General features: G+C 34.3%; 14 protein-coding genes. 4 read left to right on the forward strand and 10 right to left on the reverse strand.

Annotated features, from left to right (window positions below):
* Window positions 1-12: 12 nt before the first annotated feature.
* The 7 genes from HXN26_RS06670 to HXN26_RS06700 form a co-directional block, all read right to left on the reverse strand.
* Complete coding sequence (locus HXN26_RS06670) at window positions 13-1,077, reverse strand: glycosyltransferase family protein (protein ID WP_273159786.1); 1,065 nt, start codon at window positions 1,075-1,077, stop codon at window positions 13-15.
* Window positions 1,078-1,186: 109 nt separating this feature from the next.
* Window positions 1,187-2,332 carry a glycosyltransferase WbsX family protein gene (locus HXN26_RS06675; RefSeq protein WP_273159788.1) on the reverse strand — a complete coding sequence of 382 codons (1,146 nt, stop codon included), beginning with the start codon at window positions 2,330-2,332 and terminating at the stop codon, window positions 1,187-1,189.
* Window positions 2,332-3,642, reverse strand: a complete 1,311-nt coding sequence (locus tag HXN26_RS06680) for an O-antigen polymerase (RefSeq protein ID WP_273159790.1) — start codon at window positions 3,640-3,642, stop codon at window positions 2,332-2,334. The genes HXN26_RS06675 and HXN26_RS06680 overlap by 1 nt, the downstream gene beginning before the upstream one ends.
* Window positions 3,633-5,180 (reverse strand): lipopolysaccharide biosynthesis protein, encoded by a 1,548-nt coding sequence (locus tag HXN26_RS06685; protein ID WP_025001380.1) that lies wholly within the window; start codon window positions 5,178-5,180, stop codon window positions 3,633-3,635. Before HXN26_RS06685 ends, HXN26_RS06680 begins: the two co-directional genes overlap by 10 nt.
* A 7-nt stretch (window positions 5,181-5,187) precedes the next feature.
* Window positions 5,188-6,225, reverse strand: coding sequence for a GumC domain-containing protein (locus HXN26_RS06690; protein WP_273159792.1), 1,038 nt, complete (start codon window positions 6,223-6,225; stop codon window positions 5,188-5,190).
* Window positions 6,226-6,375: 150 nt separating this feature from the next.
* Window positions 6,376-9,003 carry an SLBB domain-containing protein gene (locus tag HXN26_RS06695; RefSeq protein WP_273159794.1) on the reverse strand — a complete coding sequence of 876 codons (2,628 nt, stop codon included), beginning with the start codon at window positions 9,001-9,003 and terminating at the stop codon, window positions 6,376-6,378.
* 6 nt (window positions 9,004-9,009) lie between these two features.
* Window positions 9,010-9,630: a sugar transferase gene (locus HXN26_RS06700; protein ID WP_273159795.1), complete on the reverse strand. Its 621-nt coding sequence runs from the start codon at window positions 9,628-9,630 to the stop codon at window positions 9,010-9,012.
* 199 nt (window positions 9,631-9,829) lie between these two features.
* On the opposite strand from HXN26_RS06700, the gene dinB reads away from it, so the two are divergent.
* Window positions 9,830-10,888, forward strand: a complete 1,059-nt coding sequence (dinB, locus tag HXN26_RS06705; RefSeq protein WP_273159797.1) for a DNA polymerase IV — start codon at window positions 9,830-9,832, stop codon at window positions 10,886-10,888.
* 259 nt (window positions 10,889-11,147) lie between these two features.
* On the opposite strand, the gene HXN26_RS06710 is transcribed toward dinB, so the two are convergent.
* From HXN26_RS06710 to HXN26_RS06720, 3 genes are read right to left on the reverse strand one after another with little or no spacing between them, the layout of a single operon-like run.
* Window positions 11,148-11,723 carry a LutC/YkgG family protein gene (locus tag HXN26_RS06710; RefSeq protein ID WP_273159799.1) on the reverse strand — a complete coding sequence of 192 codons (576 nt, stop codon included), beginning with the start codon at window positions 11,721-11,723 and terminating at the stop codon, window positions 11,148-11,150.
* A 49-nt stretch (window positions 11,724-11,772) separates the two neighbouring features.
* The gene (locus HXN26_RS06715; protein ID WP_273159801.1) at window positions 11,773-13,167 is read right to left on the reverse strand and encodes an LUD domain-containing protein; all 1,395 of its coding nucleotides are present in this window, start codon (window positions 13,165-13,167) and stop codon (window positions 11,773-11,775) included.
* A gap of 18 nt (window positions 13,168-13,185) precedes the next feature.
* The gene (locus HXN26_RS06720) at window positions 13,186-13,917 is read right to left on the reverse strand and encodes a (Fe-S)-binding protein (RefSeq protein ID WP_025001373.1); all 732 of its coding nucleotides are present in this window, start codon (window positions 13,915-13,917) and stop codon (window positions 13,186-13,188) included.
* Between the two features lie 536 nt (window positions 13,918-14,453).
* Between HXN26_RS06720 and rfbC the strand changes: the two genes are divergently transcribed.
* From rfbC to serB, 3 genes are all read left to right on the forward strand, one after another.
* The gene (gene rfbC / locus HXN26_RS06725; RefSeq protein WP_273159803.1) at window positions 14,454-15,005 is read left to right on the forward strand and encodes a dTDP-4-dehydrorhamnose 3,5-epimerase; all 552 of its coding nucleotides are present in this window, start codon (window positions 14,454-14,456) and stop codon (window positions 15,003-15,005) included.
* 29 nt (window positions 15,006-15,034) lie between these two features.
* Window positions 15,035-15,823, forward strand: coding sequence for a DUF4738 domain-containing protein (locus HXN26_RS06730; RefSeq protein ID WP_273159805.1), 789 nt, complete (start codon window positions 15,035-15,037; stop codon window positions 15,821-15,823).
* 63 nt (window positions 15,824-15,886) lie between these two features.
* Entirely contained in the window at window positions 15,887-17,134 is a 1,248-nt protein-coding gene (serB, locus tag HXN26_RS06735; protein WP_025001370.1) for a phosphoserine phosphatase SerB, read from the forward strand.
* The last annotated feature ends 193 nt before the right edge of the window (window positions 17,135-17,327 follow it).

The following is a 17,327-nucleotide window of genomic DNA, read 5'->3' on the forward strand; positions in this document are numbered from 1 at the left end:
CCCATAATATATTTAGCGCTTACAGAAGGCTAATACTTTTTCTTCAAACAACTTGTAGTCAGAATAGAAATCTTTAAGAATTTTCTTTCTGTTTTCTTCGTATTCCTCTTTGTCAAAAGTATTTAAGTATGTTGTTATTTCTTCTGCAAGATTATCTGTATTAGTAATCGCTAAACCTAATTTGTAATTCTTGGTATATTCGCCTTGAATAGTATCGGCAGTCGTTATCATTGGTTTTCGGAAGAAGACAGAATGATAGAAACGATTTGCCATAGCAGTATCGTGAGAGAGTATCCTTGGGAAAAAAATATTAATCATTGTACTCTTTTGGATAATTGAAGGCTCATCTTTTTTATCATAATATCCAGAGAATGCAACATTCTTATATCCTCGTTCTTTTGTGAACTCTTCTAATTTATGGGCATCTATACCATTTCCTGCGAAAGTTACCAGAAAACCTTCCTTGTCTCCTAATGCCTCAATGATAGCAGCATTTTGCTCGTAGTTTCTAATACCACCTATTGTGAGGACTTCAATTTGTCCTTTATCCAATTCGTATGATGGGTTATGATCATTGATGGCTCGTTTCAAAGTGTTTATATCAAAATTATGACTTAAGATAGATGAACAGGCATTGGGTAGGCATTTTATAAACCCTGGCGATGAGATAACATGTAATGCTGAAAGTTTCATCAGTTCATTATATGTTCCCTTAAATTTTTGTTCGATAGAAAGATCACGATAATCTAATATAAATTTGTTCTTGTAATGCTTTTTAAGAAAAGGTTTCAAGAAGATTGCTATTTGAGGACCGAAGACAATGAGCTTGTCGTATTGTTCTTTTTTGATAACTCTCCGTAAAAAAGATGAATATTCTAAATAGTACAATAGTCTAGTTATTTGATGGGCGTTGTCTCCAATCTTTCTGCTAAACCTGTGAGCGGCTTTTTCTTTAAGTCCTCTTTTATCAGCATATATTATATCATATTGAATATTGTTTTCGTCTAATATATCTGTGTAGTTTCTGACATACGGACAGAAAAAAACGTTCGTTGGTAATAATAATCCTAATTTCATACCTCTTATTTATAGATTTAATAAAAATCACTATCACACTCTCATATTCCCTTTCATCTTCCTTTCTCAAGAGCTTCAGTTATGGTCTACAAAAATGCATAGTGTTTTTTCATAATATGTTCTCCTTAATAGCATTTAAATAAGCATGACCATACTTTAAATCCGGCTCAACATAATTGCCTTCTCCCCATTCATTCCAAGATTTCAAGAATAGAATTTTATGCTCTTGCGGTTTGGATTCTATTATATTTAAAGCTTGTTCGATATGTTTTTTGAAATTCTCTGGTGTTGAATTGATATATATTCCTTCGCTATTTCCTGCACGTGGTGTTCTGTCCCAACCAGGTATAATCATAGGATATACATTGTCCCATTTATCTTCAGGAGCAAAGAAATTGCTTACAACTTTTGAATAATCTAATTTAAGCGATGGCAAGAATGGAAGTTTTTTATGTATAACTTGTTTAGCTATACGCATCGTTTTGCCTTGATAGCACATTTCTCCTCTCGATTTACCATAAGAATTGATGCCATCAAACCCTAAGGCAAGAATATTGTTATATACTTCCTTGCTATTCTTTAAATTAGGAATGACACGAGCTAAAGTTCCATCTGAATTGCGTTTAATAGTTGATGTGTTAGCTATTTGAGCAACAAAATATACTCCAGGTAATCCATTTTCTTTTGCCAACTTTCTCCATATCTCCATAAAGATACTTACATCTTTAAAGTGATAGGGATCATATATTACGAAAACAGGTTTTTCATCTATTGTAATATATCTCCTGTCTTTAAATGCTGGAAGTACATAATTAAAATGTTCAGTATAATCTTTCTCTCCACCATATTCCATCGGAGCAATTACTTTGTTCTTTCCATCTTTGTGCCAAGTTTTTGTTGTCCATTCATGGTTTGCCCAACAAAGGCAAAAAGGAAAGTCTGGCTTACCTGATTTCAATATTTCTTGGAAAGGACGCTGAAGTAGTAATTTACCATTTCCCATCCAATAATGATAATAGCAAAAACCTTCGATGCCACATTCTCTTGCAAATACAGCTTGTTGTTCTCTAACTTCTGGTAGACGCAAGTCGTAGAAGCCAAGGTCTGCAGGAATATGTGGTTGATAATGTCCTCTGAATAGAGGTTTCGCTCGTGCAACATTTGTCCATTCAGTAAAACCGACACCCCATGCCTCATCATTTTCTGGAATAGGGTGAAACTGTGGTAAATAATATGCTATGACTCTTGCTTTCATTATTTATTTTCTTTTTTAAGCGGAAACTTTTCCAGCAATGCTTCGTGATATTTCAAATAATAATAGAGTAGGGCGAGTACTATAATCTTTAGATTCCCAGTGTCTGAGTACGCGAACAAGTACATTCCACCTTGTATGTTAATGCAAACTACAAAATATAAGAGTAACAGCTGATGTATCTTTATCTTACTATTTGTAGTCTTATTCCTTTGGAAAGCAGAAATAACAAGGAAATTGAACACTAAAAATATTACGACTGCAAAAAAAGGTCCAAAGTCTATGGTAAAATCTCCAACGAATGTAGAAAAGGCTTCGTCGTTTATTTTTAGATGTGAATAAATTTCTCGACGTTCAACATAATTCATTGAAGTTTTAGAATCGACTAACCGTTTGAAAAGATTGAGGGTTCTATCTCCGTATCTAATTCCATTGTCGTCTAAACCGTAATTATTAAAATATATATTTCCTTGTCCGATATACCAATTGATGAAAGCTGCAATTCCTCCTTTCTCTGTGCCAAAACGACTTATGGTTATAGCAGCCACAGGCAACGTAATGACAACAATGAAAACAATTCCTACTTTCTTTATAAACTTATTAATTCTTTTTGAAAGGTATTGCTTAAACAAAAAATATCCGCATATTATTGTCAGAAAAGCTAAAGCAACTCCACTTCGTTGCCCTCGCATAATAGGCATAACCAAATTAATGATATTGGCAAATAGCAAACCATAAATAATTTTATAGTTTTTCTTGCTCATCGTCAAAAAGTAAAATAATAGGAATATACTAATATCAGAAAAAGAATTAAAGAGAATTGCAGGTATATTGCGAATGGCTCCACCAGCGTTTGACGCATTATCTATTTGCTCCAAATAGGCATCTCTACCAGCTTGAGCATCTGTAAAGATTGACATTAATCCGTTTTGGAAGTCAGAAATGATACCTGGCAAATTCAATATAGCAACGACAATAATAAGAGTTGCAATGATTCGTAAAAAATTTGAATGCGGATATTCAATGTTGTCAGTCTGGTGTACGTGATGATAGATAACAGGTGTAAGCGCAATCATCATCATTGTGTACAAGTATATATATGGGAAGAGTGTTAAAGGCTTGTAGTTTGTAAATTGTGGAATAGAATCATCGTTAATCGTCATAATGGAAAAGACAGCATAGATGATATACATTACAATGATAAAGCTACCAGCGTCAAAGTTCTTATTTTTGCGTTGATACCAAATCAAGGTTATTACCCATAGTACTATGAGAAATGCAGATAGTATATAATTACTTTCAATTACCGACATAAGCGTTTTGTTATAAACGAATGAACATAACTATATATAACCTTCTTTTCCGATTTATTCGTTCCTAATAGTAAAGCAGATACTATAAAGAAAGTAGGGGAGTAAAGGAAAATAAAAAGTACTCGTAGAAAATTGCTATCAATATTTTGTTGTAGTAGGTGACTACTCCCAACTCCAAGTATCAATATTGTGATTCCTGGAAGTAATAAAGTTGTAACATAAGAATTTATAGAGAAACTACGATAATATTTGCGTAGACAAAACAATCTTATAGTATGTGCGACTACTGATACAGCAATCATAGAAATTAGGGCAAAATAAGAAGGCAAATGGAATGTGAAGAAAAGCCACGAAATAGGTAAGCATAGTAGAGTAATACTTTCTACTTTTAGGTGGTATTCTTTAACTTTACCTGTTGCTTGAATAATTGCTGTAATCGGATTATTCATCGAAAGGCAAACTATATAAATAATGATAAGGCGCGCAAATAAAATAAAGCTCTCATCTGTAATATTCAGCCACCAATTTAAAATATTGGGCATTTCTAAAATAATTGGTATTCCAATAGCTAAAAGTGCGTAAAGTATAAGTTTGTTACCAACAGAAAATAGTTTGTTAAGGTAACCGAAATTTTCCTCTGCATAAGCCTTTATCATTGCTGGACGTAAAGGAATAATAATACTATTACATAATGCTCCAAACGCATTATTGATTTGTAAAGCTACACCAAAAGCAGCATTTATAGTTGCTCCAAAAAATATATTCAGTAAAATAATATTTCCTTGTTGCATTCCAATATTAGCAACATTGCCAAAGAGTGTCCAACCAGAAAAAGAAAGTAATTCTTTATATAACTTTCGGTCTGTTGTTTTGCGATAATGACATTCTTTGTAATGCGCTTTTCCATATAATATGTATATTATGAAGATAATGAAACTGCTAATCAACAAGCACATTCCATAAAAAGAAAGGTTATCTATCATAAACATTCCAATTAGTATGGCTGCACCTAATCTAAGTAAACATTCGATGGTAGATACAATAGCATAGACGCCTATATCTTCGTGAGCAAAGATAGCTGCAGTATATGGAATTTGAAACAAGGAAAAAATAAAAGTAAATATGGTAAATTGATATAACCACATAACAGCTGTCATTCTTGCAGCTGGAATTACTAATTGAGTATTAACGAACCACAATCCAATCGTCTCAAATAGTAGGATAATGAGAATAGAAAGTATTGCAATGATGTTAATACACGAAGAATAAATCTCAGTTTGTTTTTGAATATCGTTTTTCCCAATATAAAAAGAGAAAAATCTTTGAACTGAAAGTGAAAGTACACCTGTTAAAAAAGAAGCAACTGTTACTACACCTGCTATCGTGTTGAAAATTCCATAATCTTCAACTCCCAACCCTTTGATGATAATACGTACAATATAAAGGTTTAGAAATGTAATAACCAACATACGAACAAACAAAAATAGTGTGTTCGATGCTATATTTTTGGTTTTTGCTGATTCTTTTATATCGGGCATATTAAAGTTAATGCAGTATATCCCTTATTACGTAAACTGACAAAATAATAAACGCAGATATAAACATTTCGAGCACAAATAACATTCTTTTAGGTCCCGAAGGTTTTACAGGTACTTCTGCTCCTTGGATAGTTGTAAAAACAGGAGTGCGTTCTTGTAACTTTGCATCAGCAGCTTTTAGTTGAGCAACTAGAGTTGTATATGTATTGTATTTTAGTTGCATGTCATTTTCCAAATCGTTTTGCTTTAGTCTTACACTTTCCAATACAACATCCATATCAGCATCACTAATCTTTCCGTATTCCTTTCGAACTCGTTCGTATTCTTTCTTAGCTTGGTTTACAAGACTTTGATAATGCTCTACATCGTTTTTTAATTTCTTAGTTCTATATTCAATAATATATTCCTGAAGTTGAGCTCTAGTGGCATCTGCAAGAATCTTTGCTACCATTGGATCTTGAGCTACAGTAGCAATACTTATAATACCTGTTTTCTTATCAGTACTAATTTTTATATTGTCTCTCATTCCCTTAACTATGTCATTGTCAATCTTTGACAATTGGTAAGGATTGAATTTCTCAGGAGCAAAGTTTGCAGTATCCTTAGGAGATACTTTTTGTACCGCCCATAAATAGGTTTTCTCCCACCATGTTAGTTTTGTATGGTGCTTTAGATAGTCATAGTAAGTCGTATTGATTTTTTTATCAATAGTTTGTACATTCACATCGAATAGCTTTGTAGCAAAACCATTATCATTCATTAAGTCTGGATACAACAAAGGAGAGATAGCATCAGTACTTTTTCCCGTTGGTAAATCAAAGCCAAATGAAGACGCTATATCGCCTAAAGCACTAACATCTGCCATAGAGCTTGCTTCTGGAGCCATAGCAGTTTCACTTGTGTATGTTCTTGGCACACAAAGAATGATATAAGTTGATAACGCAATAACAATTGGCAATACTATAAAGAATAGTTTTTTATGTTCTCCAATTCTTTTTAACACCAATCGTAAATCTATTTGTTTTACATTCTCTTCGTTTTCCATTAGCTTGAAGCTTTAATATAATAGTATTAAACCAAATGATTTATTTAAATGTATTGTAATAAATCCGCATTCAAGCACGCCTTTTAAAGACGTGCTTGCGCGAAGTTTATATTTTTTTCATCGTTATTTTTACTCATTCTGTATTTATCTTTATTTCAAGATGTTTGCAAGTGTAGCCAATACAGCTGCCATACTTGACGTACTTGTTCCGATAGTCATAAGTTCAGCAAGGCTCATTCTAGCTCGAGATTTGCTAGGAACAATGATTTCACAGCCAGGTCGGACTTTTGCATTATGTCCTACTTTTGCAAGTGTACCATTCATATATAGTATGTAGCTACGACTTTTCTTTGCATCAGAAGAGAATCCACCCGCTTGGTCAATGTAGTAAGCTACATTTTTGCCTTCACGATAGCTTACAGAATTTGGATACATAACTGCACCATTGATTTTTACAGTACCATTGTATTGTGGAATGATAATACGATCGCCTTCTCGTAGAATTAGATCGGCATCACTTCCTGGTGCTGCTAAAGCTTTATCTAACTCAATACCTACAGGATAGGTTTCAGGAATTTGGAACTTCTTCATCAGAGAATCTTGAGTTTGCTGTGAAGCTTGAAGAATACCAGCTGCATTTGAACTTTTAGCAGCAAGATCAAGGAAACTCTTGTTCTCTTGTTCCATTTGCATTTTATAAACAGCTTCCATGCGCATTTTCTCTATCTTATTAGGTCTGCGTTCTAATCTTGCTCCTTGTATATAAGCCATATCTGTTGCACCACCTGCAGCCTTGAAGATATCTGATAGGCGTGTATTTCTTCCTGTAAGCGAATAACTTCCTTCAAATAGAACTTCCCCTTCAATACTTACATTCTGTTGTCTTGTTGTGCCAGGGCTCTTCCGTACAAAAACTTGGTCGAAAGGTGCAAGTATAAATCCGGGTTGACCATCAATGACAAAACCATCTTTCAAGCTGAATGTGAAACTTTGTGCAATAATAGAGTCAGAAGTAGTAGCTTGCGGGTTCATAATTCTTCTTGAAACATCAACTCTTACAGTAGATGCTGTTTGTTTTAATCCTCCAGCTTGTAGAATAAAGTCTTCAAGTGTTTCATTGTCAGCATATTTATATCTTCCAGGATATTGTATCTCCCCATAAATAGATATAGTCTGCTCTTCTTGAACATCAGTTCGCGTCGGAACAAATAGGACATCTTCGTTTTGTAAAGGTATATCAGCAACCCTGCCAAGCAAAATACCTTCCACATCTACCGAAATAACTTCTAATGTGCGGTCTGCCTTCATACGATGCATAACTGCATGAGGTCCAAAAGCAACTTCTGTAAGTCCTTCTGCTGCTTCTACCAAATTGCGTACAGAGTTTATCTGCCCGCCTACTTCATACATACCAGGACGAAATACCGCTCCCTTTATTTCCACCATATTTTCATATCTTGGAATAACAGAATCAACGCTGATAGAGTCTTCATCAGAAAGCTTAAAGCGACTCATATCAAACTCGTTCACATTATATATAGAATATTGGCGGCCTGTTTTTCTTCTTACACGAACAGATTTTGTATAAGCGTCACCTGCAAAGCCACCTGCATAGTTAATAAGTGCATCAAGACTCTCATTACGCTTCATTTCGTAATACATTGGTCGCTTTACTTTACCGCTAACATTTACAAGCACCTCGTAAGCATCAACAGCAATAACGTCATTATCTGCTAATCTTACATTGCCTGTTAATTTTCCGCGTTTCAAAAAGTCGTATATATCGACAGTGCTGATAAGACGTCCTTGTCTGTAAACTTTAATATTACGAAGTGTTCCGAGATCGGTAATACCACCAGCCATGTACAATGCGTTAAATACAGTTGTGAAAGCTGATAAAGTGTAAGTTCCGGGTGCTTTTACCTCACCTACAACGTTCACCATAATAGTGTGTGTTTGTCCTACAGAAAGTCTAATTTTAGAATTACTATAACGTTTTCCAAGTCTCGCTTTGATTCTTTCATTAGCTTGTTTGATAGTGAGACCACTTACTTGAATAGGTCCAAAACCATCTAAAGTAACAATTCCATCTGGTGCAACAGTTGTTTCGTACGACTTTTGCGACGCACCATAAATATCAACAAAAACAGCATCGCCAGGTCCCAATCTATAGTTTGCTGGGAGAGCCATATTCATATTAGGCTCAAATGATAAGTTCTTATTGTTGAAAATATCACGTCCCCAAACTTTTTTCTTCTTTTTCTTTAGTTGTTTTACAAGATTTTTATACATTGCTGCAGTATCTTGTGGCATCCAATCATTCATTTCCTCCTGTATTAAAAGGAAATCTTTATCATCTTCATCGTATGTGTTTTGGTAGTTAGACTCAGATTCTAATCTTTTGTTAGAAAATCTATTTGCTTCATTCTCAGAGTCCTCGTAATCTTGCAATGTTTTATCAGCAACCTTTTTTTTATCCATTCCTGGACGTTGCTGTCCATTATTCTTTCTACTTCTCTCTGTATTACTTTCTTTATCTGATGCGTTGCCCAATGAAGAGTTGCCCTTTTTCATTTTCTCGTATGAATCTCTAACTCTTCTAATTTGAGCTATATCTACACCATTTTGCATCAATTTCGTTACAATCTGTGCCTGTGATGTACCCTTGTTATGCTCTTTTACAACAAACTCCATGACCTGTGTATCGGTCATACCAGATTGTGCATAAATACTTAACGTACTTAGGATAACAAGAAGTAAAAGGACGTATTTTTTCATATTTGCCTAAAATTTATTTCCACTTACGATGTTTAAAAATGTTTTAATGATAATTTTGAAGTCAAGCCAAAGCGAACGTCTCTCAAAATAATTGATATCCATTTCGAGACGTTTTAACATCTTTTCCATTGTGTCTGTATACCCATTGTAAAGTGTGGCTTCTGAAGTTAATCCTGGTCTCATCTTATAAACAACAGGATAAAGGTCAGTATGCTCCATTATTTTATCAATAAAGTATTTACGTTCAGGTCGAGGACCTACTAATGACATATCGCCAATCAATACATTCCATAATTGCGGAAGCTCATCAAGATGGTGTTCTCTAAGAAATCGCTCCAATGGGGTAGAATTCTTACAATTCGTTTTTGCCATCAGTTGCGGTTTATTTTCTTCCACAATGCTACTCATGGTGCGGAATTTAAGTATGACAAATGGTTTTCCTTTATATCCAATACGTGTTTGACGAAAGAATATGGGACCATTCCCTTGGCATTTCATTAAAACAGAAATGATTGCGAAGATGGGTGAAAGCAATATTAATCCAAATACAGCCATTGTAAAATCCAAGGCTCTTTTTATGCCTCGTTGAATGCTACCCATGGCATCGGTTAGTTTTGCTTTACTCATTGTTCGTCGGCTCTTATTATGGTTTTAATAGATTTTCTTCTGAATACCGCACTTTGATGGGTAAGTTCAGAAGCGGACAATTATTTTTTTATGTCTACCTATATATAAACTCCATTTTTCGAAATTTGTTGCAAAGATAATGTTTTTTTCTTAAATACTTTTGTTTTTTGTGTATCTTTGCACAAGAAAAGACCTAACATTGCGTAAAATAATCCATATAGATATGGACGCTTTCTTTGCTTCAGTAGAACAAAGAGATAATCCAGCGTTAAAAGGCTTACCATTAGTGGTGTGTCATGATCACCCACGTAGTGTCGTAACTACAGCAAGTTATGAAGCACGAAAGTATGGAGTTCGTTCTGCAATGCCATTATCACAAGCAAAAATGAGATGTCCTCATCTTGTGATAGTTGAACCACATTTTCAAAAATATAAACAAGTATCACAACAAATTCATCGAATTTTCCATAGATATACAAACTTGGTGGAGCCAATTTCCTTAGATGAAGCTTTTCTTGATGTAACGCATAATAAGGTTGGAATAGAATTAGCAGTTGATATAGCTAAAAAAGTGAAAGAAGATATATTTCGTGAGACTCATTTAACAGCTTCTGCAGGAGTAAGTTGTAACAAATTATTGGCGAAAATAGCCTCTGACTATCGTAAACCGAATGGTATTTTCATCGTACATCCTGATAAAGCGTTGGATTTTATAGCTGAATTACCAATAAGGAAGTTTTGGGGGATTGGTCCTAAAACAGCAGATACAATGCATAAAATGGGGATATACAAAGGAGAACACCTGCGTAAAGTTTCCAAATCTCATTTAGTACAAGTTTTTGGAAAAATGGGCTCTGTACTTTTTGACTTTTCTCATGGAATAGATCAACGTCCAGTTGAGCCTTTTCGTGAACGTAAATCAGTAGGGTGTGAGCAAACTTTTTTGGAAGATTTAAGTACAGATTCCAAAGTTATAATAGCTCTTTATCATATTGTTATAGAGTTAGTAGAAAGAATTAATAAAAGTAAATTCGAAGGACGTACATTATCTTTGAAAATAAAATGGGATGCTAAGAATCAGATAACAAGAAGTATTACAACAAATAAAATATTGAAAACTAAAGATGATATTTTACCTTTAGCAAAATACCTTTTACATCAGACAGAGTTTCGGCAGCGCACAATTCGTTTACTTGGTCTTACGATAAGTGGAGATACATTACATAAAATCGAAGAGGGATTTTTAAGTTTTACATAGTAAGATAATTAAACTATTATGCCAAATGTTGAAAGAGTGCTACTAAAAGCTAAACTCGCATTTTCACAAAATCTTGTGGTTCAAGAACCATTTTACACTCTAGGTATCTTTTTTTCACCATATACGAAAAAGATGATTAGAATAATATAATTAAAGAGTTCGTGTGTTTAAACAGAAAGGCTAAACTTATATCATTGAAAGTTTAGCCTTAATTCTGTTTGATACATAAAGAGTGAACAGATAGTAATTATAATTCTTTTTAGTCAATAAGTATTACTGTGACTCCTCGAGCTGCTTGTGCACCCATTACCAATGCTTGTTCTATATCAGCTGTCTTACTTGGTCCTGAAATAAAAACACCATATCCGTAGCTATTTATTTCTATACGTTTATAGGCTTCGTGCATATTATTTACAATGTTTTTTCTATCAAGTAAGATAACTAATTCTTCGGAAATAAAACAAATAGCACGTTCTTTCATCGTTTGTGGAATCCATATACATCCATTTTCTGCAACACCTATTACGCCTTGTATAATACCAACATCCGTTCCGTTTAATTCGGCTGCTGATGCAATAGTGTCAGGATTTAAGTCTGCTTTTATACCTTTTACAACTGATGCAAATACTTTTGCATTAGGATAGGCTTTGTGTATGATAGTGTTTAAATCATCGGTGTTCTTAACTTCTATAACCTTTCCACCAACGGTCTTAGACATCTCAATAAACTGTTTTGAAATATCTGTGAAGGTAATGCCCTTTACAGGTTCGCTTGGCATATCAAATTGCTGTGTAACACTACTGCGCAACTTGTTGAGTAATTCTTCTTTTTTCATTATCGTCCCTTTTCTTATGAAGGTATAAGCGATATATACCTTTTGATAACTATTTTCTCTTTTCCTCTTTTTCCATCTCTTTCATCATTTGACGATAGATTTTATGGAATGGCTTTTTAGGGAAATGTGGCATATCATGTCCTTCACTCCATGTATTTTGCTTTATATCCATCATCTTCTGCGGTATATAATTTGCAAAATGAGCATATTGCGTTGCAATGTCATAAACAGTATAGTTACCATATAGTTTTTTCATTGCTGCTGACATATATTTCTTTTCCTTATTTTCCGTACCAAACTTCTCAAGTTCTTGACGCCAGAAATATATTTGACTACCAGGTGCAACTTTAGTTGGACAAACATGGTCGCAACTTAAACAAAGAGAACAAGCCGAAACATTTCCACTATGCTTTTTAGGATTACGTAACATTCCAAGATTTACACCAATAGGACCAGGGATGAAATAACTATACGAATATCCCATTGAACGGCGATAAACAGGACATGTGTTCATACATGCGCCACAACGAATACACTTTGCAGTTTTCCAGTGTAATGGGTTGGCGATGATATCACTTCTTCCATTATCTACTAAGATTACATGCATTTCTCCATCAGGACGAGCCTTGCGGAAATGTGAAGTGAAAGATGAAGTTGGCTGTCCAGTTCCGCAACGACATAATAGGCGTTGAAAAACAGCGAGAGAGTCGTAATTAGGGATTACCTTGTCAATACCCATTGCTACAATATGCAACTTAGGAATAGCTGTACACATGTCTGCATTTCCTTCGTTAGTACAAACTACACAGTCGCCAGTTGCTGCAACACCGAAATTACAACCAGTCATTCCAGCCTCAGCTTCGATAAATTCTTCGCGCAAATTATAACGTGCACATTGTGTCAGGTAAGTTGGGTCATGGTTACCAATCTCTTTTGATATACCTTCTTTTTCAAACATACTACCGACTTCGTCACGTGTTATATGTGCTGCAGGTACAACAATATGTGACGGTTTTAACTTCATTAGTTGAAGAATGCGTTCGCCTAAGTCGGTTTCAACAACATCAATACCCTTTTCTATAAGGTAATCATTCATTTCACATTCTTCGGTAAGCATAGATTTAGACTTAACCAACTTTTTAACTTTATTGTTTTCTAATATGCTGTAGGCAATTTCGTTAAATTCTTGTGCGTCTTTTGCCCAATGAACAATAACTCCATTGCTTTCTAAATTTTTAGAAAACTCCTCTAAATAGTCTGCTAAATGTGTTAGTGTATGTTCTTTAATTTCGCTTGCGTGTTCTCTTAAGTCTTCCCATTCTGGAAGCATAGCAGCTTGAATATCACGTTTTTCCCTAATTCCCCAAAAAGTTTGGTCATGACGAGTTACTTTGTCAGGGTCAGATAAAAATGCTGCTGCTTTTTTTGAATGACTTGTTGCCATAGATTTCCTCCTTATAACCTAAATTCCAGCAGCTAAGATTTCAGCTACATGCATAAATTGAATATTATACTTTTTTTTGTGAGCCACTCCTTGCATGTGCATTAAGCATGAAGAATCAGGACCTGTAATAAATTCTGCACCTGTTGCTATATGTCGTTTTACTTTGTCATCTCCCATGCGACTGCTCACTCCAGGTTCTTCAATAGCAAACATACCACCAAAACCGCAACATTCATCAGAACGTTCTGGTTCTTTCACTGTAATACCCTTCTTCAGTTTCAGAAGGTCAATAATTTTATTGTATCTTGGAATATGTTCTTCCGAAGGTGAACTCAATCGTAATTCACGTACCCCATGGCATGAATTATGTACTGAAACAATATGTTCAAAATTTCCAGGAAGTTCCTTTACCTTTAAAACATCATGTAGGAACTGTACCAGTTCCATAGTTTTTTCTGGTGTAGAACATTTGTGTTTATGAAGTTGTGGATGGTTGAACTGCACAAAAGCAGCACATGAAACACTAGGTGTTACTATGTAATCATATTTTTTAAAAATGTCATCAAACTTTTCTACTAAATCCCCAGACATTCTTTGAAAACCTCCATTTGCCATAGGTTGTCCACAACATGTTTGGCGTTTAGGATATTCTACGTCAAGTTTTAATTCACGTAGAAGTTTGTAAGTTGCTATGCCAACCTCTGGATATAAGGTATCAACATAGCATGGGATAAATAATCCTACTTTCATAAAATAGTTATATCTTGTTAGCTTTTACCATACAAAAGTAGCAATAAAATAGTAGATATGAAAGAAATATCATGATAAAATATTCAGCAATTAGCTTATTTTTGCAATCCTACTTTTTTCATTGAATAAAGGCGCAAAAAAGTAAAGAAACTTTTTGTCCGTTTAGTGTAAATTCGGTAAAAGTAAATCCTCAAATTAGTATTGGAAGATATAAATAACTGCTGTACGAAAATTGACTCTGCGATAAGAAGTTGATTCCTACTTTTCAATGAGAAATTATACAGCTCTATCAAGAGAGAATAACAGATAAAAAAATTATAATTACAAATCAATAAAGTTATAATTAAAAATTTTTATTTTATAATTACGTTTTTAATTTTTATAATTATAAATTTTCAAGCTATTTACCTGCCTAAAACTCCTTGTGTTTAGTTTTGTATGCTCAGGTTAAAAGTTTTAATAAATAAATATTTTGTTTTAGCATTTCAATATCTTTTTGTAACTTTGCATTGCAAAATACTATTATAAATAAAGATATGGAATACAAGAAAACCGAAATAGATGGTGTATGGATTATCGAGCCTAAAGTGTTTAGCGATAATCGCGGTTATTTCTATGAAGTATGGAGACAATCTGATTTCGATGAACATATAGGACAACACGTTGAATTCGTTCAAGATAATGAATCGAAATCAAGCTATGGAGTTCTACGTGGGCTTCACTATCAAAAGGGAGATTTTTCGCAAGCTAAGTTAGTGCGCGTTCTAAAAGGGAAAGTGCTTGATGTTGCTGTGGATTTACGAAAAGACTCTCCAACATTAGGAAAATATGTTATGGTAGAACTATCAGAAGAGAACAAACGTCAGTTCTTTATTCCTCGTGGTTTTGCACATGGATTCTTAGTGTTATCAGAGGAAGCTATTTTTACCTATAAAGTTGATAATATTTATGCACCACAGAGCGAAGCAAGTCTTCGTTGGAATGATGAAACTGTTGGCATAGAATGGCCTATAGATGAAAAAGACATTGTTATTTCTGATAAAGACTTGAATCGGGCTGTAGATTGGAAGAATGCAGATCTTTTCTAAGACAGATTGATAAAACATTTAATGCAATAATGAAGCAAAGTTGTTTCTACATACTTATTCTCTGCTTGTTAATAGTTGGATGTACTGACAAGGGCAAACAAGATAATTCTCCTACTGAAGATGCAAAGGCTAAGGAGTTATTTCAAGGCTTATGGGTGTCTGATGATAATGGAGAACCTACATTGTTAGCAAAAGGTGATAGCGTATTTTATCCAGATTCTGCCAGTATGCCTGTGCATTTTTGGATTTATAAAGATTCACTTTATTTGAAAGGACAAAATCAAAACGAATACAAAATAACCAAACAGTCGGAAAATTTATTTGTATTCCTCAATGATAATGGCGATGAAGTACGCATGGTAAAAAGTAAGGAGAAAGACTTGCGTGCATCGTTCGGTTATCAAGTGTATGCGATGAATACATTCTTGCACACACAGTCTGATACAATAGTGAGAACAGATTTAGGATATTTTGAGACTAAAATTTCTGTAAACACAACGTCAGATAGAGTAATAAAATCTACTTATAATGAAAACGGAATTGAAGTAGATAATGCTTATCTGGACAATGTTGCCTCGCTTGTAATATCAAGCCAAGGCACACCTATATATACACATGATTTCAGAAAACAAGAATTTGCTTCGCTTATAGATAAGAAATTCTTAGAAAAAAGTATTTTGCGCAAATTTGAATTTAATCATGCTGATGGAAAAGCATTGTATTTTGATGCCATTATAGGTATTCCTGATGCTTCTACCAGTTATGTTATTGCCATCAAAATAACGACAGATGGTAAAATGTCAATGAAAATGAGATAAGAAAGTACTAAAAGCATATATTATTAGATAAAGAACCGAATAAAAAGAAAAATTAGAATAATTATGAATAGTAAAGATAAACTTCAGGAAGAACAGATTTTAGTTAGAGTTACAGGACAAGATAGACCAGGACTTACTGCATCAATCATGGGTACATTGGCAAAATATGGCGCTCGTGTCCTTGATATTGGTCAGGCAGATATTCACTCAACACTTTCGCTCGGTATTCTTATCCGAACAAACGAAGATAATTCGGGTAAGGTAATGAAAGATTTACTTTTTAAAGCAACAGAATTGGGTGTGAATATAGGTTTCTCTCCAATTACAGATGATGAATATGAAGATTGGGTAAATCAACAAGGTAAGAACCGATACATTCTAACTATTATTGGTCGTTCGCTTTCTGCTGAAAATATAGAAGCTACTGCTGAGGTAATTGCAAGTCAAGGAATGAATATAGACTCTATTGTACGCCTCACGGGTCGTCAAAGTATTAAAAGAGAAAACAACAATGTTCGTGCATGTATAGAGTTTTCACTTCGTGGTACTCCTGAAGATTATGTTCAGATGCAGGCTGGTTTGATGAAAATGAGCCAAGAACAAGGGATAGATTTCTCTTTGCAGAAAGACAATATGTATCGTCGTATGCGTCGTCTTATCTGTTTCGATATGGATTCAACGCTTATCCAAACAGAATGTATTGACGAATTGGCTAAGAAAGCTGGAGTTGGTGATAAGGTGAAGGAAATAACAGAACGTGCTATGCGTGGCGAAATTGACTTCAAAGAAAGTTTTAAAGAACGTGTTGCACTATTAAAGGGTCTTGATGCCAGTGTTATGCAAGAGATTGCAGAAAACTTACCAATTACTGAAGGTGTAGACCGTTTAATGACTGTGTTGAAAAATTGCGGTTACAAGATAGCCATTCTTAGTGGAGGATTTACTTTCTTTGGTGAATACTTGCAAAGAATGTATAACATCGACTATGTTTATGCAAATGAATTGGAGATTGACGAAAATAATAAATTGACAGGAAACTTTGTTGGAGATATTGTAGATGGCCGTCGTAAAGCTGAATTATTAAAGCTTATTGCACAGGTCGAAAAAGTAAATTTGGAACAAACGATTGCTGTCGGTGATGGAGCTAATGATTTATCAATGCTTGCAGAAGCTGGTTTAGGTATTGCTTTCCATGCAAAACCACGTGTTAGAGAAACAGCTGAGCAAACTATTAATACCATTGGACTTGATGGTGTACTCTATTTCTTAGGATTTAAAGATAGTTATCTTGGTGAAGCAGGAAAACTATAAAGCCTTATAGATAAATAATAATAAAATGAGGGTGTGTCAAAATTGATACATCCTCTTTTTTATGCACAAAGCCCCGACTTTCTCAAGCCAGGGCTTTGCTATTTCCTAAAGTTTTTGTACCTTTAGGCATTAAAAAAATCGGCTTATGTGACAAAAATGTGCTTATTTTAGCGTCGTTTTCTCTTATGTGACA

This window comes from Prevotella aurantiaca, assembly GCF_015262605.1.
GTDB classification, from domain to species: Bacteria; Bacteroidota; Bacteroidia; order Bacteroidales; family Bacteroidaceae; genus Prevotella; species Prevotella aurantiaca.